At 72.7% G+C, this 23,352-nt stretch carries 20 protein-coding genes; 5 read left to right on the forward strand and 15 right to left on the reverse strand.

Annotated features, from left to right (window positions below; genetic code table 11):
- Positions 1-222 precede the first annotated feature (222 nt).
- The 6 genes from O7595_RS12315 to O7595_RS12340 all read right to left on the reverse strand — a co-directional run bounded on the left by O7595_RS12315 (position 223) and on the right by O7595_RS12340 (position 7,710).
- Complete coding sequence (locus O7595_RS12315) at positions 223-1,269, reverse strand: BMP family lipoprotein (RefSeq protein ID WP_269728765.1); 1,047 nt, start codon at positions 1,267-1,269, stop codon at positions 223-225.
- A 146-nt stretch (positions 1,270-1,415) separates the two neighbouring features.
- On the reverse strand, positions 1,416-2,654 hold the full coding sequence (locus O7595_RS12320) for a M20 family metallopeptidase (RefSeq protein ID WP_269732466.1): 1,239 nt from the start codon (positions 2,652-2,654) through the stop codon (positions 1,416-1,418).
- A gap of 459 nt (positions 2,655-3,113) precedes the next feature.
- Entirely contained in the window at positions 3,114-4,193 is a 1,080-nt protein-coding gene (locus tag O7595_RS12325) for a hypothetical protein (protein WP_269728766.1), read from the reverse strand.
- Positions 4,194-4,198: 5 nt separating this feature from the next.
- Positions 4,199-5,128, reverse strand: coding sequence for an N-acetylneuraminate synthase family protein (locus tag O7595_RS12330; RefSeq protein ID WP_269728767.1), 930 nt, complete (start codon positions 5,126-5,128; stop codon positions 4,199-4,201).
- 22 nt (positions 5,129-5,150) lie between these two features.
- Positions 5,151-6,386 carry an acylneuraminate cytidylyltransferase gene (locus O7595_RS12335; protein WP_269728768.1) on the reverse strand — a complete coding sequence of 412 codons (1,236 nt, stop codon included), beginning with the start codon at positions 6,384-6,386 and terminating at the stop codon, positions 5,151-5,153.
- Positions 6,387-6,417: 31 nt separating this feature from the next.
- Positions 6,418-7,710 (reverse strand): DUF6716 putative glycosyltransferase, encoded by a 1,293-nt coding sequence (locus O7595_RS12340; RefSeq protein ID WP_269732467.1) that lies wholly within the window; start codon positions 7,708-7,710, stop codon positions 6,418-6,420.
- A gap of 224 nt (positions 7,711-7,934) precedes the next feature.
- Between O7595_RS12340 and O7595_RS12345 the strand changes: the two genes are divergently transcribed.
- Both O7595_RS12345 and O7595_RS12350 read left to right on the forward strand, forming a co-directional pair.
- Positions 7,935-8,927, forward strand: coding sequence for a glycosyltransferase family 2 protein (locus O7595_RS12345; protein ID WP_269728769.1), 993 nt, complete (start codon positions 7,935-7,937; stop codon positions 8,925-8,927).
- On the forward strand, positions 8,927-10,309 hold the full coding sequence (locus O7595_RS12350; RefSeq protein ID WP_269728770.1) for an alpha-2,8-polysialyltransferase family protein: 1,383 nt from the start codon (positions 8,927-8,929) through the stop codon (positions 10,307-10,309). Before O7595_RS12345 ends, O7595_RS12350 begins: the two co-directional genes overlap by 1 nt.
- A gap of 197 nt (positions 10,310-10,506) precedes the next feature.
- Here O7595_RS12350 and O7595_RS12355 read toward each other — a convergent pair whose 3' ends face one another.
- The 3 genes from O7595_RS12355 to O7595_RS12365 all read right to left on the reverse strand — a co-directional run bounded on the left by O7595_RS12355 (position 10,507) and on the right by O7595_RS12365 (position 13,668).
- Positions 10,507-11,058 (reverse strand): hypothetical protein, encoded by a 552-nt coding sequence (locus O7595_RS12355; RefSeq protein ID WP_269728771.1) that lies wholly within the window; start codon positions 11,056-11,058, stop codon positions 10,507-10,509.
- A 306-nt stretch (positions 11,059-11,364) separates the two neighbouring features.
- Entirely contained in the window at positions 11,365-12,024 is a 660-nt protein-coding gene (leuE, locus tag O7595_RS12360) for a leucine efflux protein LeuE (RefSeq protein WP_269728772.1), read from the reverse strand.
- Positions 12,025-12,087: 63 nt separating this feature from the next.
- Complete coding sequence (locus O7595_RS12365) at positions 12,088-13,668, reverse strand: acyl-CoA mutase large subunit family protein (RefSeq protein ID WP_269728773.1); 1,581 nt, start codon at positions 13,666-13,668, stop codon at positions 12,088-12,090.
- Positions 13,669-13,878: 210 nt separating this feature from the next.
- Here O7595_RS12365 and O7595_RS12370 point away from each other — a divergent pair, with 210 nt between their 5' ends.
- Positions 13,879-14,712: a L,D-transpeptidase family protein gene (locus O7595_RS12370; RefSeq protein ID WP_332328154.1), complete on the forward strand. Its 834-nt coding sequence runs from the start codon at positions 13,879-13,881 to the stop codon at positions 14,710-14,712.
- A gap of 227 nt (positions 14,713-14,939) precedes the next feature.
- Positions 14,940-15,068, forward strand: coding sequence for a hypothetical protein (locus O7595_RS12375; RefSeq protein WP_269728775.1), 129 nt, complete (start codon positions 14,940-14,942; stop codon positions 15,066-15,068).
- 84 nt (positions 15,069-15,152) lie between these two features.
- Here the strand turns inward: O7595_RS12375 and O7595_RS12380 are convergent, their stop codons facing one another.
- The 3 genes from O7595_RS12380 to O7595_RS12390 all read right to left on the reverse strand — a co-directional run bounded on the left by O7595_RS12380 (position 15,153) and on the right by O7595_RS12390 (position 18,398).
- Positions 15,153-16,238: a hypothetical protein gene (locus tag O7595_RS12380; RefSeq protein ID WP_269728776.1), complete on the reverse strand. Its 1,086-nt coding sequence runs from the start codon at positions 16,236-16,238 to the stop codon at positions 15,153-15,155.
- A complete protein-coding gene (locus O7595_RS12385) occupies positions 16,238-16,933 on the reverse strand; it encodes an RNA polymerase sigma factor (protein ID WP_269732468.1) in 696 nt (231 codons plus the stop codon). Before O7595_RS12385 ends, O7595_RS12380 begins: the two co-directional genes overlap by 1 nt.
- An 862-nt stretch (positions 16,934-17,795) precedes the next feature.
- Positions 17,796-18,398 carry a maleylpyruvate isomerase N-terminal domain-containing protein gene (locus tag O7595_RS12390; RefSeq protein WP_269732469.1) on the reverse strand — a complete coding sequence of 201 codons (603 nt, stop codon included), beginning with the start codon at positions 18,396-18,398 and terminating at the stop codon, positions 17,796-17,798.
- A 224-nt stretch (positions 18,399-18,622) separates the two neighbouring features.
- Here O7595_RS12390 and O7595_RS12395 point away from each other — a divergent pair, with 224 nt between their 5' ends.
- Positions 18,623-20,290 (forward strand): FG-GAP-like repeat-containing protein, encoded by a 1,668-nt coding sequence (locus O7595_RS12395; protein ID WP_269728777.1) that lies wholly within the window; start codon positions 18,623-18,625, stop codon positions 20,288-20,290.
- Positions 20,291-20,306: 16 nt separating this feature from the next.
- Here the strand turns inward: O7595_RS12395 and O7595_RS12400 are convergent, their stop codons facing one another.
- The 3 genes from O7595_RS12400 to O7595_RS12410 all read right to left on the reverse strand — a co-directional run bounded on the left by O7595_RS12400 (position 20,307) and on the right by O7595_RS12410 (position 23,342).
- Positions 20,307-20,825 carry a hypothetical protein gene (locus tag O7595_RS12400; RefSeq protein WP_269728778.1) on the reverse strand — a complete coding sequence of 173 codons (519 nt, stop codon included), beginning with the start codon at positions 20,823-20,825 and terminating at the stop codon, positions 20,307-20,309.
- Positions 20,826-20,937: 112 nt separating this feature from the next.
- Positions 20,938-21,648 (reverse strand): DUF4328 domain-containing protein, encoded by a 711-nt coding sequence (locus O7595_RS12405; protein WP_269728779.1) that lies wholly within the window; start codon positions 21,646-21,648, stop codon positions 20,938-20,940.
- A gap of 101 nt (positions 21,649-21,749) precedes the next feature.
- A complete protein-coding gene (locus O7595_RS12410) occupies positions 21,750-23,342 on the reverse strand; it encodes a beta-N-acetylhexosaminidase (RefSeq protein ID WP_269732470.1) in 1,593 nt (530 codons plus the stop codon).
- Positions 23,343-23,352 lie beyond the last annotated feature (10 nt).

Genomic DNA, 23,352 nt, shown 5'->3' on the forward strand with positions numbered 1-23,352 from the left:
GCACTCTCCTTGGAGGAAGGAGCGAGAAGCAGGGGCAGGGCAGGCGTGGGGGCGGGCTGTTCCGCGGTCGGGGGTGGTGGCGAAGCTATCGCGCCCGAAAGAACTCTACGCGCGTAGCAGCAACAAAGAGCGAGAACCGGCGGACGGAACCCGGTCCGGGTCCGGAGGGGCTGCTTCGCGCCGCCCCTCCGGACCCGTGGGCCCGTGGTTCCCGTCGCCCGGTTACGGTGCGGTCTTGACCGTGACCTTGCCCGCGACGATGTCGGCCTTGGCCTTGTCGATCGCGGCGGTGACCTCGGTCATCTTGGTGAAGGCCGGGTTGGAGGTGGCCAGGCCCACGCCGCCCTTGTCGAGGCCGTAGCGGACCTCACCGGACTGCGGCTTGCCGTCCTTGACCGACTTGATCAGGTTGTAGACGGCGCCGGACACGTCCTTGGTCACCGAGGTGAGGATGTAGTCCTGGTACTGGGCGAGACCCCGCTGCTTGTACTGGTCGGAGTCCACGCCGATGGCCCACTTCTTGGCCTTGGCGGCGGCCTCGATCGAGCCCGAGCCGGCGAGACCGGCGGCGGCGTAGATCACGTCGGCGCCCGCGTCGAGCTGGCCCTGCGCGGCGGCCTTGCCCAGGTCCGGCTTGGAGAAGCCACCGAAGTCCGGCGGCTGGGTCAGGTACTGGACCTTGACGTTGACGTTCTTGTTGGTGTCCTTGACACCCTGGACGAAGCCGGCCTCGAACTTCTTGATCAGCGGCACCTCGACGCCGCCGATGAAGCCGACGGTGTTGCTCTTGGTGACCTTGGCGGCGGCGACGCCGGCCAGGTAGGAGCCCTGCTCCTCGTTGAAGACCAGGTTGGCGATGTTCTTGCCGGTCTTGGAGGTGTCGTCGATGAGGCCGAACGTGGTGTTCGGGAACTTCGGCGCGACCTCGGCGATGGCCGGGGCGTAGGCGAAGCCGACGCCGATCACCGGGTTGTTGCCGGCCCGCGCCAGCGAGGTGAGGCGCTGCACCTTGTCCGGGTCGCCCTCGCCTTCGCTCGGCTCGGCCTCGGCGCCCGTGATGTCGAGCTCCTTCTCGGCCTTGGCGAGACCCGCGTAGGCGGCGTCGTTGAACGACTGGTCTCCGCGGCCGCCGATGTCGTAGGCGATGGCCGCCTTGGCACCACTGCCCGATCCGGCCTCGGACGAGGACTTGCCGCCACATGCGGTGGCGGACAACGCGAGTGCCGTGGACGCGATGCCCACGGTGGCGATCCTGGTGATCCGGCGCACTAGAGGCTCCTTTTAAACCTGACCGAAAGCGCCACTTCCGGCGCTGGTTTTGCGGCGATCGTAACGCGCGTAGATGTCAGGTAAAGACGTGTTCGACAGCCGTTATCGGATCGTCGCGTTGGACGAACGTAAGGTGAACTGTCTGGTTACGATCGGTGGTCGTCCAGGAGCGCCGCCGCCGTGAAGAGCTCGACGCCGACGCGGATCGCCTCCTCGTCCACATCGAAGTCGCCCCGGTGCAGGTCGAGGCGGGAACTCGAGCCGGGAGCGCGGACGCCGAGACGGGCCATCGCGCCCGGGACGTGCTCCAGGTACCAGGAGAAGTCCTCGCCGCCGAGGCTCTGCTCGGTGTCCTCGATCGCCTGCGATCCCCGCCGTGCGGCGTGGGCGTCGTGCAGCAGTTCCGTGATCACGGGGTCGTTGACCACGGGCGGCACCCCGCGGATGTAGTTGATCTGGGACTTGGCGCGGTGCAGCGTGGCGATCTCGTCGACCGCCGCGTGCACCAGGTCCGGGGCCTCGCGCCAGGCGGGCAGGTCCAGACAGCGGACGGTGCCGGCGAGTTCCGCCTGCTGCGGGATGACGTTGCAGGCGTGCCCGGACTCGATACGGCCCCAGGTCAGGGCCAGTCCGGAGCGGGTGTCCACCCTGCGGGACAGCAGTGCCGGGACCTCGGTGACGATCTTGGCGGCGGCGGTGACGAGGTCCGTCGTCAGATGCGGACGCGCGGTGTGGCCGCCGGGGCCGTCGAGGGTGATTTCCAGCCGGTCGCAGGCCGAGGTGATGGGACCGATGCGCAGTCCGATCCGGCCGACGTCGACACGGGGGTCGCAGTGCACGGCGATGATCCGGCCCACGCCGTCCAGCGCCCCCGACTCGATCGCGTCGGCCGCGCCGCCCGGCAGCACCTCCTCGGCGGGCTGGAAGATCAGCCGCACCGGGTGGGGCAGCAGGCCCTGCCGGTCGAGGTCGGCGAGGACCAGTCCGGCACCGAGGACCGCCGTGGTGTGGACGTCGTGGCCGCAGGCGTGGGCCCGGTCCGGCACGGTCGACCGGTACGGCACACCGGTCTTGGTGTCCGGGATCGGGAGGGCGTCGATGTCGGCGCGCAGGGCGAGCATGGGCCGGACCCGGTCCGTACCCACGTCGCACACGAGTCCCGTGCCCGTCGACAGCACCTGCGGGCGCAGGCCGGCGGCCTCCAGCCGCGCCTTGATCGCGGCGGTCGTGCGGAACTCCTGGTTCCCGAGCTCCGGGTGCATGTGCAAGTCCCGGCGGAAGGCGATGAGTTCGGTGCACAGGGCGTCGGACAGCGTGCCGGGCAGAACGTAGTCGCCGGGCAACTCGGCTTCGCCGGGGAGGCCGGCGTCGGGCTCGCGGGACATCAACTGGTTCACCCGTTGAAGAGTAGGCCCCTTCAAGGCCCAACTAACTCGAGATCAACAAAAGTTCAGCCCTATAGGGGGAAGAAAATGCGTCTGACGACGCTTGACCGTCGTTCGGTGTGGGTAAGCTCACCCGCTCCTGACCACGATATGGACACTCCGGCCTCCTGTCGCGTCCAGGTCGGCCGTACGGGTACCCCTGGCCGGGTGGACGGAACGTCCGTACGCCGGTCCGGCCCGCCCTCCGGGACCCTTCCGTACGGCCCGGCCCACCGCCCGTCCGCGCGGCACCGTCCGCGCCCGAGCGGGTCGGACCGCTCCTTCGCCTCCTGGTCCGTTCGGGCCGGGCTCCGGGCCACTCCTACCGGATTGTGACCACCCCCACCGGTCTCCGGTTCTCCGGGGCTCCGGGCCGCTCGTGGTTCTCGGGTTCCGGTCCTTCCGGCTGGGCCCCGCGGGTCAGGCGGGCGCCGAGAGCCGCTGCACGTGCCGCGCCGTGCCCGTGACCCCCGCGAGGAAGCCCTGGGCCCGCGGTGACGCCGTGTCCCTGAGCCATTCCGGGGCGATGTCGCACACCGCGACCGTCACACCGGTGCCGGCCAGCGCGAGCGGCAGGGTGTGCACGACGGTGGAGGGGAAGCTCACCACCGTACGGCCGACCGGCCCGCGCCGGGCGATCACCTCCAGCGGCAGATCGGGCCGGACGATCTCCAGACCGGTGTCGGCCGCGAGCCGGTGCAGCTTGTCCGTGCCCTCCCGGCGGTGGGCGAAGTAGCGGGTGGCTCCGTGCGTACGGGCGAGCGAGGCGACGGCGTCCAGGTAACGCTGGAGATCGACCACTCCGGTCTCCACGAGCGAGGTGCCCACCAGGTCCGCGCCCCGGGTGAGCAGCGGTGGGCCGAACCGCGAGCGCGTCCAGCGGAACCGGTTGGGGGTGACGGCGATGCCGTCCGGCGCTTCCTCCACGGGCATCGCGGTGAAGAGCTCGACCTCCCGGCAGCGCGACGGCGTGAGCCGCCGGCGGGCGGCCGCCGAGACCGGCGCGAGCAGCAGCTCGCGCGGGCCGCGGCGGCCCCGCCGGTGCCAGCGCACCAGCCGTTCGCCGCGCGTCAGCTGCGCCACGAACTCCATGGTGGCCGTGCCGTCGTCGACCACGGTCAGCCGCCGGGTGCCCACGAGGGTGAGCAGGAGCTGCACATACCGGGAGAACGGGTCGCCGATGACGATCCGCTCGGCCCGGCGCAGCACGGGGCCCAGCGCGCGCACGGTCCGTACGACCGCGTCCGCCCCGCCGCGGGCCTCCTGCCAGCGCACCGTGATCCCCTCGTCGCGCGCCAGCTCCGCCATCCGGCGCAGTTGTCCGCGGGACATCGGATCGGTGGGCGAGAGCACGACGACCGTCAGGTCGCCGCCCCGGTCAGCCGCGCTGCGGGCGGCGCCCGGTCCCGGCTGCGCGGGTATCGCGGGCAGTGCGGGGGTGTGTGCCCACTCCAGGACGTTCAGCAGCTGGACCGGGCTCTCGACGAAGGCGAGGTCCATGGGCGTCAGACCGCGACCGGCTCGGCCCGCTCGCTCTGCTCTGCCTCGGCGACGACGCCGGGGACGCGGCGGAGCTTCCTCATCGGGGCGAGCTCGGACTCGTAGACCTTCTTCACCCCGTCGCCGAGGGCGGCCTCGATGGTGCGGATGTCGCGGACCATGCGCTGCAGACCACCGGGCTCGACGGAGGCGGCCTGGTCCGAGCCCCACATGGCGCGGTCGAGGGTGATGTGGCGCTCGACGAACGCGGCGCCGAGCGCCACGGCCGCGAGGGTGGTCTGCAGACCTGTCTCGTGGCCGGAGTAGCCGATCGGGACGTTCGGGTACTCCTGCATCAGGGTGTTGATGACGCGGAGGTTGAGCTCCTCGGCCTTGGCCGGGTAGGTCGAGGTGGCGTGGCAGAGCACGATGTTCTCGCTGCCGAGGACCTCGACGGCGTGCCGGATCTGCTTCGGCGTCGACATGCCGGTCGACAGGATGATCGTCCTCCCGGTGGCGCGCAGCTCGCGCAGCAGCTCGTCGTCCGTGAGGGACGCGGAGGCCACCTTGTGGGCGGGGACGTCGAACTTCTCCAGGAAGGCGACGGCCTCGGTGTCCCACGGAGAGGCGAACCAGTCGATGCCGCGCTCACGGCAGTGCTCGTCCACGGCGCGGTACTCGTCCTCGCCGAACTCCACGCGGTGGCGGTAGTCGATGTACGTCATCCGGCCCCAGGGGGTGTCGCGCTCGATGTCCCACTGGTCGCGGGGGGTGCAGATCTCCGGGGTGCGCTTCTGGAACTTGACCGCGTCGCAGCCCGCGTCGGCGGCGGCGTCGATCAGCGCGAGGGCGTTGTCCAGGTCGCCGTTGTGGTTGATGCCGATCTCGCCGGTGATGTAGACGGGCCGGCCGGGACCGGCGGTCCTGCCGCCGAGGGTGCGCAGACGGGAGTTCATGAGGGGTTCCTTACGGTTCGGCTTACTGGGCGGGAGTGCTGAGGGTGGGACCGAGAAGCCAGGTGGCGATCTCCCGGATCGCGCCGGCGCCACCCGGGGTGGTGGTGACGGCACGGGCGGCGGCACGCACGGAGTCGTGCGCGCTCGCCACGGCGACGGGCCAGCCGACGAGCCCGAAGCAGGGCAGGTCGTTGACGTCGTTGCCGGCGTAGAGGACCCGCTCGGGCGCGACCGCGTTCTCCGCGCACCACCGCTGCAGGGCGGCGTCCTTGCGGTCGATGCCGTGCAGGACGGGGAGGCCGAGCTTGCGGGCTCGGGCTGCGACGACGGGGTTCTGTTCGGTGGAGAGGATCAGCAGCTTCAGTCCGGCACGGCGCAGCGCGGCGATGCCGAGGCCGTCGCCGCGGTGCACTGCCACGAGTTCGCGTCCGTCGGAGTCGACGAGGACGCGGTCGTCGGTCTGGGTGCCGTCGAAGTCGAGGACGACGGCGTCGACGTCCGCGCGGGTGGGGACGGTCACCTGGTCGAGCAGCGGCGCGAGGGCGCGGGCCCGGGCGAGGTCGTGCGGGTCGTCGATCTCCAGGACCCGCGCGGGGTCGGTCTCGACCAGCGCGGTGCGCCCGAAGAAGCGGTGTCCGTGGAGGCGGAGGCCGCGGGCGTCCATCGCGTACGCGGCCCCGGTCTCGAGGAAGTCCTCGGGTCGGTCCTGCCGCCGGGGGCGGTGGCTCTTGTCGTGGTTGACGCCGTGGCCGCCGTCGGCGGTACCGGCGGCGGCGGGCGTGCCCGTCGCCGGTTCACGGCGCCAGACGAAGGCGTGGAAGGGGGCGACCGTGACCGCGGTGTCGGCGCCGTCCTTCGCCACGGCGGAGGCGACCCGGTCGATGTCGTCGGCGGTCAGGAAGGGGCTGGTGCACTGGACGAGGAGGACCACGTCGACCCTGCGGCCGTGCTCCGCCTCGTAGGCGTCCATGGCGTGGAGCACCGCGGACTCGCTGGTCGCGGTGTCGCCCGCGATGTCCGCCGGACGCTCGACGCAGTGGACCCTGCCGGCCGCGCCGGCGGCCGCTCCGGCCGCCCGCGCGGCGTCCGCGATCGCCGGGTCGTCGGTGGACACCGCGACATCGGTGACCAGGGGGGATCCGGTGCAGGCCCGTACGGCGCGCGCGACGAGCGGCACGCCGCCGACCGCGGCGAGGTTCTTGCCGGGCACGCCCTTGGAGCCGCCCCTGGCGGGGATCACGGCGAGGACGGTGGTCATGAGGTGGAGCTCCTTCGGGCTCTCGGAACGGTCACAGCTCGCCCATGCGGCGGATGACGGGCGCCACGCGCTGCACGCCGTGGCGGTAGGCGCCGCGTGCCGCCCCGCGGACCGCGTCGCGGACGAGGCGGCGCACCCCGGTGGGACCGGCGGCCGGCGCCGTTCCCGGGAGCGGGCTGCCGTCCGGGGCGAGACGGTGGCGGGCGAGGATCGCCGGCAGGTAGCCGGGCGCCGTGGTGGGGGTGTAGTAGGGGGTGACGGGCGGGAGCTCCGGCCGGCGCAGCAGTGCGGCCACGCGCTCGCGCGCCTCGTCGAAGGCCGTCCCGTACCGCCCGTCCGCGGCGACGCCCTGCCGGGCCAGCCACTCCTCGTCGGGTACGGGCCGGTGGTCCCGGTCCAGCCGGTCCCAGGAGGTGAGCAGCCCGGAGCCGAGGAAGTGGTGGTTGCCGAGCGCCTCGCGCACGCCGAGATCGGTGAGGATCGCGGTGGGGATGCGCCGGTGGAGCGCTTCGAGCGCGGCGGTCGAGGAGACGGTGACCAGCAGGTCCGTCCGGTCCAGGACCTCGCCCATGTGCCCGTACACGAGGCTGAGGTTCGGCGGCAGTCCGCCGGGGAGCCGCTCGGCGAGCCTCTGGTACGGCACTTCCTCCAGGTGCGTGGTGTGCTCGCCGGGCCGGGAGCGCAGCTTGAGCAGCACCTCGCGGGAGGGGTGGAGCCTCGCGTGCCCGGCGAGCCGGCCGAGCAGGTACTCGCGATCGGACCGGCTCTCGGGGACGGACGGCTGGACGGCGAAGACCACCGTGTCCCGGTCGTCCCTCCGCTCGTACGGGGCGCCGCCGAGGAACGGCAGCGCCGCCTCGGTCACCGGCGAGGCATCGGCGCCGACGCCCTCGTAGACCGCGCGGAACCGTTCCGCGTCGTGGCGGGAGTTGGCGAGGACGACGTCCGCACCGTGCCGCAGCAGCAGTCCGTCGGCGAGCTTCTCGTAGACGACGCCGACGTAGCCGGTGACCAGTACGGGTCGGCGGGGCAGCCGGAGGGCCGCGATCCCGTGGAGCACGGCCTGAACGGCGCCGCCGACGAGGGCGAGGACGACGACGTCGTACGCCTCGTCGCGTATCGCGCGGAGGAACTCGGCGGCGGTGACCTCGCGCACGGTGTCCGCGGCGACCCCGACCTCGGCGAGCTGCCGCGCGGTGGGCGTCGCCCGCCCCCGCAGCAGGAACCCGGCCGGTTCGGCGGAGGCCGCCGGGTCGTCCCCGGCGGCTATCCGGTGCGCGGTGAGCGCACCCCATTTCCACCGGGTGTCGGAGTCGGCGAGCACGGCGACGCGCGGCGCCTGGCTGGTACGTGATGGCACGCCGAGGACGTTAGGAAGGCATTCGGCTCGGCGGCCCAACTCGGCAGCAACAAAGGGTTAACAGCGCGTCGACGAAGGACGAAAGGGCCCGGGGACCGTCCGGGTTAACAATTCCGCCGCACCTTGTTCACCCGCCGTCCCTCCCGCGGTCAGAGCGAATGACGGAGCCCGCGCCTAATGTCCGGCGCGTGGTCAAGCTCTCGGTCATCGTGCCCTTCTACAACGTCCAGGCCTATGCGCCCGACACCCTCGCAAGCCTCCGGGCGAACGCCCGGGAGGACTTCGAGTTCCTGCTCGTCGACGACTGCTCGACGGACGGGACGCCGGAGATCCTGGAACGTGCCGAACGCGGGGTGCCGGGAGCGGTCCTGATCAGACACGAGCGCAACGGCGGGCTCGCCACGGCCCGCAACACCGGTCTGGACGCCGCCCGCGGCGCGTACATCACCTTCCTGGACGGCGACGACTGGCTGGCCCCGGGCTACTACGAGCGGCTGCTCGCGGCCGCCGAGGAGCTCGGCGTCGACTTCGTCCGCACCGACCACGTGCAGTGCACGGCCCGGGAGCGCAAGGTCTTCCGGGTGCCCGTCGGCCGCCGGAACGAGGTGCTCCGGCCGCGTGACGCGATCCTGCCCGCCGACCGGTCCACCTCCGTCGACTACCCCATGGCCTGGGCCGGGATCTACCGGCGCGAGCTGCTGGACCAGGGGCTGCTGCACTTCACGGACGGCCTGCGCACCGCGGAGGACCGGCCCTGGATCTGGCGGCTGCACCGCGGGGCGGAGTCCTTCGCCGCGGTGGGTCTGCTGGGGATCTTCTACCGCCGCGGGGTGGCCTCGTCACTGACGCAGATCGGTGACGTCCGGCAGCTGGATTTCATCAGGGCTTTCGACCAGGTACTCGAAGAAGCCGCAAACGATCCGGAATCCGGGCGGCTTCTGCCGAAAGCCGTCCGGACCTATTGTGCCGTCATTTCCCATCACCTGGGATCGATCGAGAGGTTCGAACCGTCCGTGGCCCGGAAATTGCGTTCGATGAGCGCGGACGCCCTGCGCCGTATGCCGCAGGACGTTCTCCAGGACGCCCTCGACGGCATGGACGGCGAACGCTCCTCGCGGCTGCGCAGGCTGCGCCGGCGTGCGACGGGCGCCGCTCACTCCGGCGCGGCGGGAGCGGCCTGATGGGTACGACGAGCACCGGACCGGGCACCGCACGGACCACGCAGATCTTCTTCGCCTCCACCCTGTACGGCGCGGCGACGCTGGCGGCGGCGCTCGACAGCGGCTGCTTCGCGCCGGCGGACCGGCGGCTGCTGCTGGTGAGCAACAACGCGACGACGCCGGAGACGGCGCCCCCGGTCGACCGGATGCCGGGCTTCGAGCGGCTGCGCGGACGCTTCGACGATGTGCTGTCGTGGAACGAGGCGATCGCACCCTTCCACCCGGCCGGCTGGTCGCCGCGCCCGGACGACGTTCCGATGTGGGAGCGGTATCTGCGGATGCTGTGGGCCCTCGGGGACGACCGGATCGAGCTGGCACTGGAGTCCATCCAGGTCAACCCCGCGCTAGCGGTCGCCCAGTTGTTCCCCGACGCCCGCCTCGACGTGTACGCGGACGGGCTGATGAGCTACGGCCCGACGCGCAACAAGATCGATCCGCTGGTGGGCGAGCGGGTGCGCAGGCTGCTGCACCTCGACCTGGTGCCGGGACTCACGCCGCTGCTGCTGGAGGAGTTCGGCGCCCGCCCGGAAACGGTGCCGACCGAGGCGTTCACCAAGGTGGTCGCCGAACTCGCCGCCGACGCCGAGGGCATGGGAGCCACGGCGGACGGCACGGAAGCGGCGGTTCCGGCAGACGGGGGCGCGGGGCCCGCGCTGCTGCTCGGGCAGTACCTGGCGGCCCTGGGCATCCTCACCGCGGAGGAGGAGGAATCCCTGCACGTGCGGATGGTGCGGGGCGCGGTCGCCCACGGCCACCGCCGGCTCGTCTTCAAACCGCATCCGACGGCGCCGGCGGCGTGGTCGCGGACCCTGGAGCGCGAGGCGGAGGGCCTGGGCGCCGAACTGACCGTGCTGGACCGGCCGGTGCTGGCGGAGGTGCTGTACCGGCGGCTGAGGCCGGCGCTGGTGGTGGGGTGCTTCTCCACGGCGCTGCTGACCGCGAGCACGTTCTACGGCATCCCGGTCGCACGGGCCGGGACCGGGCCGCTGCTCGACCGGCTGAAGCCGTACCAGAACAGCAACCGGGTGCCGGTGACGCTGGTCGACGCGCTGGTCCCGGACCTGGAGACCGGCCGCCCCGGTGCCCCGCGCCCGGCGGACGAGGAGGTGTCGGGGCTGGTCCGGGCGGTCGGGTTCGCCATGCAGCCGCAGATCCGGGCGGATCTGCGCGGGGCGGCGGAGGCGTATCTGACGGCCCGTCTCACCGCGGGGAACGCACGCTACTTCAAGCGCCGCCGTCTGACGGTCCTCGGCCTCCCCGGCGGTCTCCCGGTCCCCCGCCACGCGGCGATCCGCCGTATGGCCCGCAGGGTCCGCCGCATCAAGCGCGCAGCGCTCGGCTGAGGCTCCGCCGCGGGAGCGGGCGCGCCGGGACGGGGCCTGGCCGCGCCCCGCGTCGCGGTCGCCCCGGTGCGGGGCGACCGCGATGCCCCTCCCCAGTGCGGCGAGGACCGCGTGGAGGCCCGCCCCGCGCCGCTGCCGGCACCGGAGTGACGGCTGGGGCAGCGACCGGCGGCGGCCTGCGAGGGGCCTGGTCCGGTTCACCCGGCCTTGACGGCCTGTCGAGGGGAAGATGCCGACGCGGAGGCGAGGACGAGGAAGCTGCTCGCCGCGTAGAACAGGGCCGGTCCTGCGCTGAAGACGCGCAGATGGGCCTTGAGCGCCTCGTGGTACTCGGCCTCCGTGAGTGACACCCGTTCACTCTGCAACGTCGTGTTGTTCCAGTACGTGTAGTAGTAGCCCGACGCGTCCTCCTTCGCGTCCCTTCCGCCGCCGGTTGCACCACCCGCGAGTGCCAGGCAGATGACGATCCCGTAGGCGAGCTTCAGGGACAGCGGCAGCAGCCACACGTACCTGGCCAGCCGCCCCGCGTTCGCCGGTCCGAACAGGGTGCCCGCGGCGCCGGAGGCGAGGCTGCGGACGAAGGCGACGCCGAAGACCGGGAAGACCAGGACGAACAAGCCGATTACGAAGCTCTTCGGGACGATGTACCCGCCGGGCAGCCAGGTCGAGGCCATCGCCAGCAACGCGATCCCGCAGAGGCTCAGTGCCAGAACGAAGTGCACCCTGTAGCCGCCCCGCAGCTCCGGCATGGCGATTCCCTCTCGTGAGCCCCTGTCGGTGCGGACAGCTTGCAGCACTTCGGCGGTCCGGGAGAGGCCCTGTGTCGGCAGGTGCAGTGAGGCGGTCTTTGCCGGAGGCGGGCACGGATGGGGTGGCCGAGCGGGGGTGGAAGCGGCTGTCACTTCAGGGCGGCGGACCGCCTCAGGCGGACGGGTCCGCCCGCCGTGCCCGTCGGGCGCCCGGAGATGCGGACGGGCGCGAACCCGGCGGTGCGCACCATGGAGGCGGACCGGGCCCCGGCTGTGCGATCCGGCTCACCGGCCGGTGCGGAGAGGTCATGCGCTGCTGAACGACAGCTTCACCGCGAAGCCGAGGAACAACGCGCCCGCCGCCGAGGTCGCGCCGGCCGACAGCCGCTTGCGGCGCCGGAAGGCGGCGGCCAGATGGGTGCCGGTGAAGATCAGCAGGGTGAGGTAGAGGACGCTCGCCACCTGGGCGAGTCCGCCGAGCACGGTGAAGGACACCGCCGGATAGGCATAGGAGGGGTCGACGAACTGCACGAAGAAGGCGATGAAGAACAGGATCGCCTTCGGGTTGAACAGGCTGATCACCAGGGCCCTGCGGAACGGCCGCTCACCCGGCGCGGACGCGTCGGGCGCCCGTCCTCCCCCGGGTTCCGTCAGCTCCCGACGCGACCGCCACATCGACCATGCGGCCCGCAGCATGCCCACTGCCAACCACGTCAGATAGCCCGCGCCGGCGAACTTCACCACCGAGAAGAGCACGGCGTTGGCCTGGAGCAGCGAGGCGACGCCCGCCGCTGACAGCACCATCAGCACCGTGTCGCCGCACCACACGCCCGCGGCGGCCTGGTACCCCGTGCGCACCCCTCGACGGGCGGCGACCGAGAGCACGTACAGCGAGTTGGGCCCCGGCAGGAGGATGATCAGGACAAGTCCCGCGAGATACGTCGGCAGATCGGTGACACCCAGCATGAGGCGGAGTGTCGCACACGGGTACGACACTCCGCCTCTGCGTTCCGGATGGCGGAAAGTCGATCAGAACACGTCACTCGGGACGTACGTGCCCCACACCTCGCGGAGGGTGTCGCACACCTCGCCGACCGTCGCCCGGGCCCGCAGTGCCTCCTTCATCGGGTACAGGACGTTGTCCGTGCCGGCGGCGGCCTCCCGCAGCTCGCCGAGCGCCGCGTCCACGGCGGACCGGTCCCGATCGGCCCGCAGTCCCGCGAGCCGCTCGGCCTGCCGGGCCTCGATCGCGGGGTCGACGCGCAGCGGCTCGTACGGCTCCTCCTCGTCTAGGGTGAAGCGGTTGACGCCGACGACGACGCGTTCGCCGGTGTCCGTCTCCTGCGCGATGCGGTAGGCGTTGCGCTCGATCTCGCCCTTCTGGAAGCCGCGTTCGATGGCGCTCACCGCGCCGCCGAGGTCCTCCACCTTCCGCATCAGCTCCAGCGCCGCGGCCTCCACGTCGTCCGTCATGCTCTCCACCACGTACGACCCGGCGAACGGGTCGACGGTGGCGGTGACATCGGTCTCGTACGCGAGTACCTGCTGGGTGCGCAGCGCGAGCCGGGCCGACTTGTCGGTCGGCAGCGCGATCGCCTCGTCGAAGGAGTTGGTGTGCAGCGACTGCGTGCCGCCGAGGACGGCCGCGAGCCCCTGGACGGCGACGCGCACCAGGTTCACCTCGGGCTGCTGCGCGGTGAGCTGCACCCCGGCGGTCTGGGTGTGGAAGCGCAGCATCAGCGACCTCGGGTTCCTGGCGCCGAACTCGTCGCGCATCACCCGGGCCCAAATACGGCGCGCGGCGCGGAACTTCGCGACCTCCTCCAGGATCGTCGTTCGTGCCACGAAGAAGAACGACAGCCGGGGCGCGAAGTCGTCCACGTCCATCCCCGCCTCGACGGCCGTCCGGACGTACTCGATGCCGTCCGCGAGGGTGAAGGCGATCTCCTGCGCGGGGGACGCGCCGGCCTCGGCCATGTGGTAGCCGGAGATCGAGATCGTGTTCCACTTCGGGATCTCGGTCCTGCAGTACTTGAAGATGTCGGCGATCAGCCGCAGCGAGGGCTTCGGCGGGAAGATGTAGGTGCCCCGGGCGATGTACTCCTTCAGCACGTCGTTCTGGATGGTGCCGGTCAGCCTGTCCGCCGGCACGCCCTGCTCCTCGCCGACCAGCTGGTAGAGCAGGAGCAGCAGCGCGGCGGGCGCGTTGATCGTCATCGACGTGGAGACCCGGTCCAGCGGGATGCCGTCCAGCAGCACCCGCATGTCGTCGATCGAGTCGACGGCCACGCCCACCTTGCCGACCTCGCCGTGCGCGATCGGCGCGTCGGAGTCGTGCCCCATCTGCGTCGGCAGGTCGAAGGCCACGGACAGGCCGGTCGTGCCGTTGGCGATGAGCTGCTTGTACCGGGCGTTGGACTCGACGGCCGTGCCGAAACCCGCGTACTGGCGCATGGTCCACGGGCGGCCCGTGTACATGGACGGGTGGACACCGCGTGTGTAGGGATACGAGCCCGGCTCGCCCAGCTTCTCGCGGGGATCCCACCCTTCGAGGTCGTCCGGTCCGTAGACCGGCTCGATGGGCAGACCCGACTCGGACTCGCGCGCCATGTGGTGTGCCTCCGGTGGGGCTACTCGCCGGTACGGAACTCTCGCGACGGACCGTACCGGCGGGTCTGCGGGCAACGACTCGCCCCCTGCTGGGACCTTGCTCACAGCATGCTCCTTCGACCGCAACCAAGCACGGCCGTGAAGCATCCCTACTCACACAACCTCAGGGGGGCACCTATGCACCGTACGTCCGTTCTGCACAGATCGCTCATGTCCCTCGCGGCCGTGGTCCTGGCCGCCGGGTGCACGAGCCAGGGGGCGGCCGGGGGCAGTGCCGAGCCGCCGGCCGCACCGGCCGGTGCGGCCGGCCCGTCGAAGGCTCCGTCCGCCCCCGTCACCGCCGTTCCCGCGGCCGACGACGCCAAGCCCCCCACCCCGTCCCCGTCGACGCCGGGCGCCCGGACGCCGGAGCCGAGGGTTCTGATGACGGAGGGCGCCGAGAGCGAGCAGGTACGCGAACTGCAGGCGCGGCTGCGCCAGATCGGCCACTTCCACCGGAGCCCCACCGCGTTCTACGGCTCGATGACGGCGAAGGCGGTCAGCGGATTCCAGCGGAAGCAGGGGCTCGCCGCCACCGGTTCGGTCGACGAGACCACCTGGCAGCGACTGCTCGGCGCGACCCGCAAGCCCACCGCCGACGAACTGCGGCCCGCGACGACCAACACGCTCGACGAGCCCGATCCCCGGTGCATGAGCGGACGCGTGCTCTGCATCAGCAAGGAGAGCAGGACGCTCGCCTGGATGATCGACGGCACGGTCGTGGCGGCGATGGACGTGCGCTTCGGCTCGGAGAACACGCCCACTCGTGAAGGAACGTTCAGCGTGGGCTGGAAGGCCGAGGAGTGGGAGTCGACGCTCTACCACACCCCCATGCCGTACGCGATGTTCTTCAGCGGCGGCCAGGCGGTGCACTACTCCTCGGACTTCGCCGCCCGCGGCTACGACGGGGCCTCGCACGGCTGCGTCAACGTCCGTGACAAGAAGAAGATCGCGTCGGTGTTCGGCCAGGTGAAGGTCGGCGACAAGGTCGTCGTCCACTGGTGAGGCGGCGCGGACCCGACGGGCGGCCGGCCGGCGCCGTAGGCGCCGCGCGGGCCGGACGGAAGGAGTGAGGAGGCGCGGGCGGGACCGGGGGAACGTGCCCCGCCCGCGCCTGTGTGCTCTGAGCCGTGGGTACGGGGGGAACCCCGGCTCAGGCATCGCCGATGACCAGTCGGCTCACTTAGTACTGCGTCACCCAGCCGAAAAACGTCACACCTGGCCGGAAATTTTTGCCACGCAAGGAAAATCGCAGGTCAGCGGTCCAGCGCGACCCCGAACGCGCCACCCGCCGCGCGGTCACCGCCCTCAACCGGCTCGGCTACACCGTCACCCTCAACCCGAGGGAGGACGCGGCCTGACCGGAAACCCAGACGCCCGGCGGCCCACAGCCACCGGGCACCCAGCCCTGCCCAAACACTCCCTGACCTGCACCTATTTACGCGTCAGAGCGTTGCGATCGGGAGCGTGCGCACGGCGTCCGCGGGCAGTCGGCCGCCGGCGGGGAGAGCGCCGGACTCTCCGGGCAGCGACGGCCCGGGGACTGACGCACCCGGCACCGCGGGCCGGAACGCGGGCCGCACGGAGGTCGGCGGCACGAGGGGCCGCTCGACGGTACCGGGCCGCACGGAGGTGGGGGGCAGGAACGGGGAGCGGGGGAAGCCAACCGGACCGGAGCCGTCGTCGTCGCCGTCGTCCCCGCCGCCGTCCCCGTCGTCGCCCTCGCCGTCGTCGCCGCCCTTGCCGCCGTCGTCGCCCCTGCCGTCGGCGGACAGCATCCGGTCGCAGAACCGCTTCACACGGTCCGCGCCCTGCGCCGCGGCCTCCAGCTTGCGTTTGCGCTCCTCGTCCAGGGTGCCGTTGCGGTAGTCGCGACAGGCGTCGGCGGTCTTGCGGTACCAGTCCCTGCCGTTGGTGCCCCCGTCCGTGCGGCTGTCGTGCGGCGCGGTGGACTCGTCCCGCCCCGGACCTGCGCCCTGCCCGTCCCCGGGTCCGTCCGGGGTGTCGGTGCCGCCGGAGGCCGCGGGGGCGCTCGGCGAGGGGGTGTCCGCGGGCGACGGCAGGTCGGGGCTGCGCAGCTCGTCGGGTGCGGGCTCGGAGGTGACCGGCCCGGGGGTGACGGCACCCGAGACGGAGGAGGCGGGTGCGGGCTGAGGACCGCCGAACGGAGTGGGCAGCACCCCGACCCCGGCGGCGACGGCCACGCCGCCCACAGCGAATCCGGTGAGCGAGGCCGCCAGCCCCCAGCGCAGGGACCGGCTCCAGGAGACCGGCCGCGTCTCCGGCGTCAGCCGCACCGTCGGCAGCAGCTCCGCCGCGCCTCCGTCACGTGCCTTGCGGAACGCGGCGAGCGCGGCGTCCTCGCCCCTGAGGGGCTCGGTCACGGGCTCCTGGGCGCGCGCGTCGTCGAGCAGCTCGGCGAGCCGAAGGGCCTGGTGACGCGCGTCAACGCCGAGGGGCTCGACCGGTTCACCGCGGAGCAACCGCTCCGCCGCCTCCTGATCGAGCCATTCGTAACGCTCGTCGGCCATCACATGTCCTTCTGCGTCCGCAGACGCGAATGCGTCACACCGGTGGAGCGCTTCACGCCGGAGCGAACGGTGCGCGGGGACGGTACGGCGCCGAGCTCGGTTCCGCGCCCAGGAGCCCCTGACGTCTCTCCGTGCCCCGTTCCATGCTCGGCCCCCAGCAGCTCCGCGAGCCTCTTCAGCCCCCGGTGGGCCGCGGTGCGCACCGCGCCGGGCCGCTTGCCGAGGGTCTTCGCCGCGGTCTTCGCGTCGAGGCCGACGACCACGCGCAGCACGACCGCCTCGGCCTGGTCCTGGGGGAGCTGGGCGATCAGGGCCATGGTCCGGCCGGTCGACATGGCCTCCATGGCCTCGCCGGCGGTGTCGGACTCGGCCGGCTTCCCGGTCAGTTCGGTCTCGTCCCCGCCGACCGCGGGGCGCCTGCCGCGCATCCGGATGTGGTCGAGGGCGCGGTTGCGGGCGATGCGCGCCGCCCAGCCGCGGAAGCGGTCGGCGTCACCGCTGAACCTCTCGAGGTCCCGGGCGATCTGCAGCCAGGCCTCGGACGCCACGTCCTCGGCCTCCAGCTCGCCGACCAGCGTCCTTATGTATCCGAGCAGCCGCGGATGAACGGCGCGGTACACAGTCCGGAAGGCGTCCTCGTCCCCGTCCTGCGCCGCGCTCACCGCGGCGGTCAGCTCCGCGTCGTCCCCCAGCACTCCCACTACCCGTTCGTCATCGCGGCTGGTCACCACCGCCGCACACCCCAAGCGCGCAGCGCCACGCTACGTCCTCCGCGGGTGCCGCGTCCATGTCTTGTACAACCTGCAACATTCTGCGGCGGCGTGCGGTGTGACAGAAAACGCACCTGCGGCGCTGAGAGAAGTACGGGGCCGCTCCGCGGCTCTGGCGGACGACGGCCGGGGCCTCTCCTGTGGGGGGTGGCGGCCCCGGTCGTCTCACGTCGGACCGCTCCGACCCGGCATCGCCCGGGGCGCGGGCTTCCGCGTGACCAGCCATGACCGACGCATCCGGGCCTCCACCCGGTCCACCCCGGACCGGTGCGGCCCTCTCCACTCGGCGCGTGCCGTACTGGGTCGCGGTGTGGCCCGGCGCGTGGTGCCGCACACCGGCGGGAGGCCCCGCCGGGGCCGTGTCCACGTCACGAGCACGGTCGATCGGCGACAAACCCCTCAGTGCACCACCTGGGCGAGGTCCGCCGAAGCTGCGGGCTGCCAGTCCGAACGCCGAGCCGCCGAGAATGAACCAGGGATTCCAAAGGGCGAGCGTCCAGAACCTCTGTGCGGCACTGATCTCGCCGACGGTCGGCCCTCCGGCGATGAGCAGCACCTCGACGAGAAGGCCCCGGGCCGGCAGCAGCACGCAGATCGCAACGCCGAGCCACCGAGCGCACGCCACCGGCGCCGTGCACGCCGCGGGGACGGCCGCACGGGCGTTGGGCCGGGCCGCCGACCTCCGCCCCGCCGCCATCACCGTCATCGACCGACCCGTAGCGACCAGGAGCAGTCAGAAGCAACGAGGGAGGCCCGTCCGGACGCGCCCCGGTCGGGCCCGTGGGCGTCACTCGGGAACCGCGCCGTACCACCGCCAGGACTCCAGGCGTTTGCGGCCCGGCAGTTCGCCCCGGCCCGTCGCCCAGAGGAGGGTGTCCCACCGGTCCGTGTCCGTCGGGGCGTACGGGAAGAGGCGGGCGAGGACCCGGGCGCAGAGGCCCGCCGGCGGGGACCAGCCGAGGCCGAGGCCCTGGGCCACGTCATGGGTGTGGACGAGGGTCTCGACCACACCCATGGCGGCGAAGCCCTCGGCGTCGGCCGTCCCGAAGGTGTGGTACGCCCGGGCCTCCGCGGGGGCCGTGCGGACCATCGCCGTGAGCATCCCGCCACAGGCGTCGAGCACCCGGAGCAGGCCCCGGGGGCCGGCGGCCCGGTCGGCGAAGGTGACGTTCGCCGGTCCGCCGTCCCGGCGCGCCATCCAGTCGAAGGGGATGTCGTCGTCCAGCGGCGGGGACTCGGGGCCCAGTTGGGCGGCGTAGGCGAAGAGGTCGTCGGCGAGATGTTCGACGGTCTCCCAGCAGGTCCACTCCAGGGCGCCGGCCCTGGCTTCCCAGTCGGCGCCGAGACCGGCCCGCAGGGTGGCGAGCGCAAGCCTGACGGCGTGCTGCACGTCGTCGGCGGTCACGGGCGCTCTCGTCGGTTCCTCTGATGCGTCTGACACACCTGACGCGCGATCAACGGCCATGACCGGACCGTACCAATGCCCGGGGAACGGGAGTTCGGGGCGATCCTTATCGGACAGCTCGTCGATCACCCGTTCATTCCGGGCGTCACCGTCACGGCCGTAGCGTCATTGCACACCGTATGCCCGCCGTTTCCTTATGCTCCGGCCCCATGAGATGCCGCCCTGTGGCCTTCACCGCCGCGTGCACCGCCGCCGTCTGCCTCACCGGGCTCACGGCCGCCGCGCCCCCCTCGGCTCCCCTCTCCCCGTCCGTCTCCCCCGTCCCGTCCGTCGCTTCCCCGGCGCACGGTCCGGGCACACCCGGCTCGGGCGAGGTCCACAGCGTGCCCGTGCCGGGCACGGACCCGGCGCGGCGTGAGCTCCCGGCGCGTGCCACCGAACCGTTCAGCCTGGTCGGCGTGACCTGGGACGACCCGAACGCGGAACTCGGCGGCACCGTCGAGGTCCGCACCCGGGACAGCCGTACCGGTGTCTGGTCGTCCTGGCACACGCTCGACATCGACCTGCGGACGCCCGAGCCCGGCCCGGGACAGGTCTCCGCGGAGCTGCGGGCGGGCAGCCGGCCGCTGTGGACCGGACCGTCGGACGGGGTGCAGCTGCGGGCCGAGGGGGCGTCGCTGCCCCGTGGGCTGCGAGTGGAACTGGTGGACCCGCAGGGCGGCGACCCGGCCCCGTCGTCCGCCCGTGCGGAGGTGCCGGCGGGCGCTCCGGCGATGACCACGCGGGCCGGCTGGGGCGCGGACGAGTCCAAGGTCGGTGGGCCGCCCACCTACAACTCCACCACCAAGGCGGTGTTCGTCCACCACACCGCCGGGTCCAACACGTACCAGTGCGCCGACTCGCCCGCGATCGTCCGGGCCGTCTTCACCTACCACGTGGAGGGCCAGGGCTGGAACGACATCGGCTACCACTTCCTGGTCGACAAGTGCGGCAGGATCTTCGAGGGCCGGGCCGGCGGCATCGACCGGCCGGTCCAGGGCGCCCACACGTACGGCTTCAACATCGACACGAGCAGCGTGTCCGTGATCGGCGACTACAGCACGGCCACCACCACGCCCGCGGTCCGCGACGCCGTCATGAGGGTCGCCTCCTGGAAGCTCGGCCTCTACGGGCTGGCCCTCAACGGGACCACGACGCTCACGGCGTCCGTGGACAACGGCAAGTTCCGGCGGGGGCAGCGCGTGACGCTCCCGCGGCTGCCGGGACACCGCGACGCGTACCCGACCGAGTGCCCCGGCGGTCATCTGTACGCCGATCTGCCCGCGATCCGCGCGGCAGCCGCGGCACGGGGCGAGGGACCGGGCGATCCGGACGCCTCCCCGGTGCCCTGGCCGCTGGACCCCGGGTCCGAGGCGGCGGCCGTCGTACCGGACGGCGCCGAGGAGCAGGACTCCGTCGGCGGCGACTTCGACGGGGACGGCGACCGGGATCTGGCCGTCGCCTACCGCACACCGGAGGGTGCCACCCCGCTCGTCGTGCTGAGCAACCCCGAGCGCGGACGCCGTACCGCCTCGCCGACCGTCCTGATGGGTGCCGGCGGGACCGCCCTCGCCTCGGGCGACATGAACGGCGACGGGTACGACGACCTGGCCGTGTCCACCGGGCGCGGGATCGTGACCTACCACGGCTCGCCCACCGGTCTGAGCACCGCCGGCGCGCCCTCCCTCGCGGTGGGCGCGGACGCCGGGGCGCTGACCGCGCAGGACCTGGACGACGACGGCTACGCGGATCTCCTCGCCGGTCCCGACGTGATCGCGAGCGGCGGGCCGCTGGGGCTCGCCGTCCCCGGGAACGAGCCGGCCGCGACCGCCCGGTGACGCGCCGCGGGGCGGCTCAGCCCTGGGCCCTCGCCCGCCGGGACAGGGCCGCGCGCAACACACGGCGGCCCTCCGTCGAGAGGTCCAGGGCGCGGCGGAGGGCGGCGCCGTCCGGACTGCCGGCGAGGATCTCGAGGATCTGGATCTGGCGGCGCTCCTCGCCGGCGACGAGCGGACCCCCGGTGCCGCCGGACGGGTCGAGTTCCCGGTGCAGTTCGAGCGCGAGGGCGGAGCACGCCGTCGCCCACTCGCCGAGCGGTCCGGTGGCCCACTCGGACGGGGCTGCGGCGATCATCCTCCGCACCGGTGCCCATGCCTCGCTCGACGCGTCGTCGACGGGCGTCTCGTCGAGTGCCGCCCTCGCCGCGGCCAGCTGCCCGGCCCAGCCCTCCTCGCCCTCGGAGACGCCCGCCCACAGGGGCCGCAGCACGTCGGGCTCCTCGTCGAGCAGGGGCTGGCAGCGGTCCAGACACGCGAGACCGCTCGCGGCCAGGCTCCGCTCGTCCGCTTCCGCGATCAGTTGCACCAGGCCCATCGACGCCTCCCCGACTGTGCGTTCGCAGTACGTCACTTACAGCGCCGAGTGGCCGAAAATCGTCACCCGGGCGGCCGAAGGACCACCCGGATGTTTCCGTTTTCGACCGGGTTCAGGCCGTCGGCACGGTCCGGCCCGCGACGGCCTTCGCGTGCTGCATCGACGTGAGCCTGCGGACGAAGAGGACGGCGAGCACCGCGGCGACGATGTCGAACCCGGCGCCGGCCAGCACCAGCGCCGCCGCGTCGTGGATCGCTTCGGGGTCCTGGGCCCTGTCGTACGTCCTGCTCGCGTACCGGTCGAAGACCATCGACCAGACCCAGGCGCCCCACCAGGCATTGAGGAGGCCGCGGCCCTTCGCCTCGCCGCCGTAGGGGTCGGTGCGGCTCGCGCGCAGTACGTCGGCGGCGATGCCCCGCGGGATCCACAAGTTGGCGATGGGGATGAACCAGGCCCCGATCGCCCAGCCCGGGGTCCTGCGCTGGGCGTCGGGCGCGAAGACCTCCGCGTTCTGCCGGACGCGGTGGAACCAGACGATGAAGAGCGTGCCCGCCGCCACCACGGCGGCGACGTACAACACACTCGATCCGGCCATCGCGTAGTCGGCGCGGCTCGCCGCGTCCTCGTCGAAGTCGGCCGCGCCGGAAGTGACGCCGCTCAGGAACGACCGCATGTTGAGCGAGGCCGCGACGATCAGGAGGTCGACCACGACGACGACACCGAGCAGCGCGGTGACGGCGTACGAGAGCCCCACGGGCGAGCGGAGCGCACGGCCGGGCGCGGACGCCGGCGGTACGGGCACGGGTACGGGCGCAAACGTCATGAAAGGTTCCCCCCACGGGACACGGTGAATCCGGGCGAGCCCCTCCCCAGGGCAGCGCGGCGAACAACCGTACGAGAACGGTCGGCCTCCGGACCTTAACCTCAGCCGAGCCTGTCCGCCAGCGCGTCGAACTGCGCCCACGTGAGCGCGGGCGGCCCCGGCGTCCACAGCTTCTGGGACACCGCGCGCAGCGGCATGCGGATGCCCGCCGCCACCTGGTCCTGGGTCTGCGCCCGGGCGCGGTCGCCCCAGATCGCGAGGCGCCCGCCGAGGATCTGGTCCGAGTAGCGCTCCGGGACCGGAGCCGTGCCCCGCAGCACGAGCGGCGTCCACTCCTCGTAGATGCGCCGGCCCGTCGGGTACGTGAACTCATTGGGCTCACCGAGCACGTAGTAGAGGTACTCGTCGTTGAGGTTGACGACCTTGCGGCCCTCGGCCAGGTACTCGGCCGGCGGCCTGGCCCCGATCTCCTTGCCCGTCCAGTACTCGACCTCGATGTCCTTGTCGGGCGAGACCGCACCGCCGCGGAAGAAGCCGTCGTTCCACGCCTTGGGCTGCTTCTGCGCGGCACGCACCACGGCGGCCCGGTCGTTCAGCCAGCCCGTCGCCAGGTCCTGCACCGTGGCGTTCGGCCCGTACTTCCGCTCCGCCGCACGGGCCAGCTGCGGGTACGACGCCTGCGGGTCGCGCACGGTCAGCGCCTGGTACTCGTCGGCGCCGACGTGGAACCAGCGACCGGGGAAGAGCCGGGAGTACTCGCGCAGCAGGTCGTCGACGATCCGGGCGGACTCCGGATCGGAGATGTCGATGGCGCCCTGCCGGGGCACGCCCCGGACGTCGCGCAGCTGGAGCCGGGGGTGCGCCCGCATGACCGCGCCCAGGTGCCCGGGCGAGTCGATCTCCGGCACGACGGTGATGTGCAGGCTCCGCGCGAGGGCGATGATCCTGCGCACCTCGGCCTTGCCGAGGTGCTCCGGGGAGACGACCTCGGGATGGGTGTCGGAGGCGATCCGGAAGCCCTGGTCGTCGGAGAAGTGCAGGCCGAGCACGTTGAGCTTGAGGTCGGCCATCTCACGCAACCGGGCCTCGATCCAGCCGGGGGTGAAGTGCTTGCGCGCGATGTCGACGTTCAGACCGCGCTGCGGCCGGTCGGGCCGGTCGCGGACCACGCCCTCGGGCATCGTGCCGCCGGAACGGACGGCCTGCTTCAGGGTGCGGGTGCCGTAGAAGACGCCGGCCTCGTCCGGCCCCGTGATGCGGACGCGGTTGTCGCGCGCGGTGAGCGTGTACGACTCGGGCGCGCCCCCGCCCGTCGTATCGAGCGAAAGTTCGATGTCGCCGGCCTTCACCGGCCCACTGTTGCGGAAGCCGGTCTTCAGCTCCCCGGCCAGCAGCCGGCCCTCGTCCGCCAGCGCCTCGCTCCCCTTGGCGACCACGACGGCGCTGCCCGCCGCCGGGCGCCAGCCCGGCCCGCGGGCCGCCTCGTGGGCGCGCACGGAGGGGATCGTGCGGGGGGCGGTCGAGAGCGGGTACGTCTTCGTCGGGGAGGGGGTCGGAGCGGCCTCCGCCCGCGGCGTCCCCTGGGCCCGCTCGGCGCCCGCGGTGCCGCCGGCGCCGCAGGAGGCGACCGCCGACAGCGCCGCGGCGGCCGCGACGACCGGGGCCGCGCGCCGCACCCTCCGGGAATGCCACATCACGAAAAAC

It is taken from the genome of Streptomyces sp. WMMC940 (assembly GCF_027460265.1).
GTDB lineage: Bacteria > Actinomycetota > Actinomycetes > Streptomycetales > Streptomycetaceae > Streptomyces.

Bases quoted from the DNA above. Each gene is read 5' to 3' on its own strand.
- O7595_RS12365 (WP_269728773.1), bottom strand. From the start codon at position 13,668: ATGGCGCGCGAGTCCGAGTCGGGTCTGCCCATCGAGCCGGTCTACGGA.
- O7595_RS12330 (WP_269728767.1), bottom strand. From the start codon at position 5,128: ATGAACTCCCGTCTGCGCACCCTCGGCGGCAGGACCGCCGGTCCCGGC.
- O7595_RS12400 (WP_269728778.1), bottom strand. From the start codon at position 20,825: ATGGGCCTGGTGCAACTGATCGCGGAAGCGGACGAGCGGAGCCTGGCC.
- O7595_RS12335 (WP_269728768.1), bottom strand. From the start codon at position 6,386: ATGACCACCGTCCTCGCCGTGATCCCCGCCAGGGGCGGCTCCAAGGGC.
- O7595_RS12405 (WP_269728779.1), bottom strand. From the start codon at position 21,648: ATGACGTTTGCGCCCGTACCCGTGCCCGTACCGCCGGCGTCCGCGCCC.
- O7595_RS12355 (WP_269728771.1), bottom strand. From the start codon at position 11,058: ATGCCGGAGCTGCGGGGCGGCTACAGGGTGCACTTCGTTCTGGCACTG.
- O7595_RS12320 (WP_269732466.1), bottom strand. From the start codon at position 2,654: ATGTCCCGCGAGCCCGACGCCGGCCTCCCCGGCGAAGCCGAGTTGCCC.
- O7595_RS12370 (WP_332328154.1), top strand. From the start codon at position 13,879: ATGTCCCTCGCGGCCGTGGTCCTGGCCGCCGGGTGCACGAGCCAGGGG.
- O7595_RS12350 (WP_269728770.1), top strand. From the start codon at position 8,927: ATGGGTACGACGAGCACCGGACCGGGCACCGCACGGACCACGCAGATC.
- O7595_RS12410 (WP_269732470.1), bottom strand. From the start codon at position 23,342: ATGTGGCATTCCCGGAGGGTGCGGCGCGCGGCCCCGGTCGTCGCGGCC.
- O7595_RS12395 (WP_269728777.1), top strand. From the start codon at position 18,623: ATGAGATGCCGCCCTGTGGCCTTCACCGCCGCGTGCACCGCCGCCGTC.
- O7595_RS12325 (WP_269728766.1), bottom strand. From the start codon at position 4,193: ATGGACCTCGCCTTCGTCGAGAGCCCGGTCCAGCTGCTGAACGTCCTG.
- O7595_RS12380 (WP_269728776.1), bottom strand. From the start codon at position 16,238: ATGGCCGACGAGCGTTACGAATGGCTCGATCAGGAGGCGGCGGAGCGG.
- leuE (WP_269728772.1), bottom strand. From the start codon at position 12,024: ATGCTGGGTGTCACCGATCTGCCGACGTATCTCGCGGGACTTGTCCTG.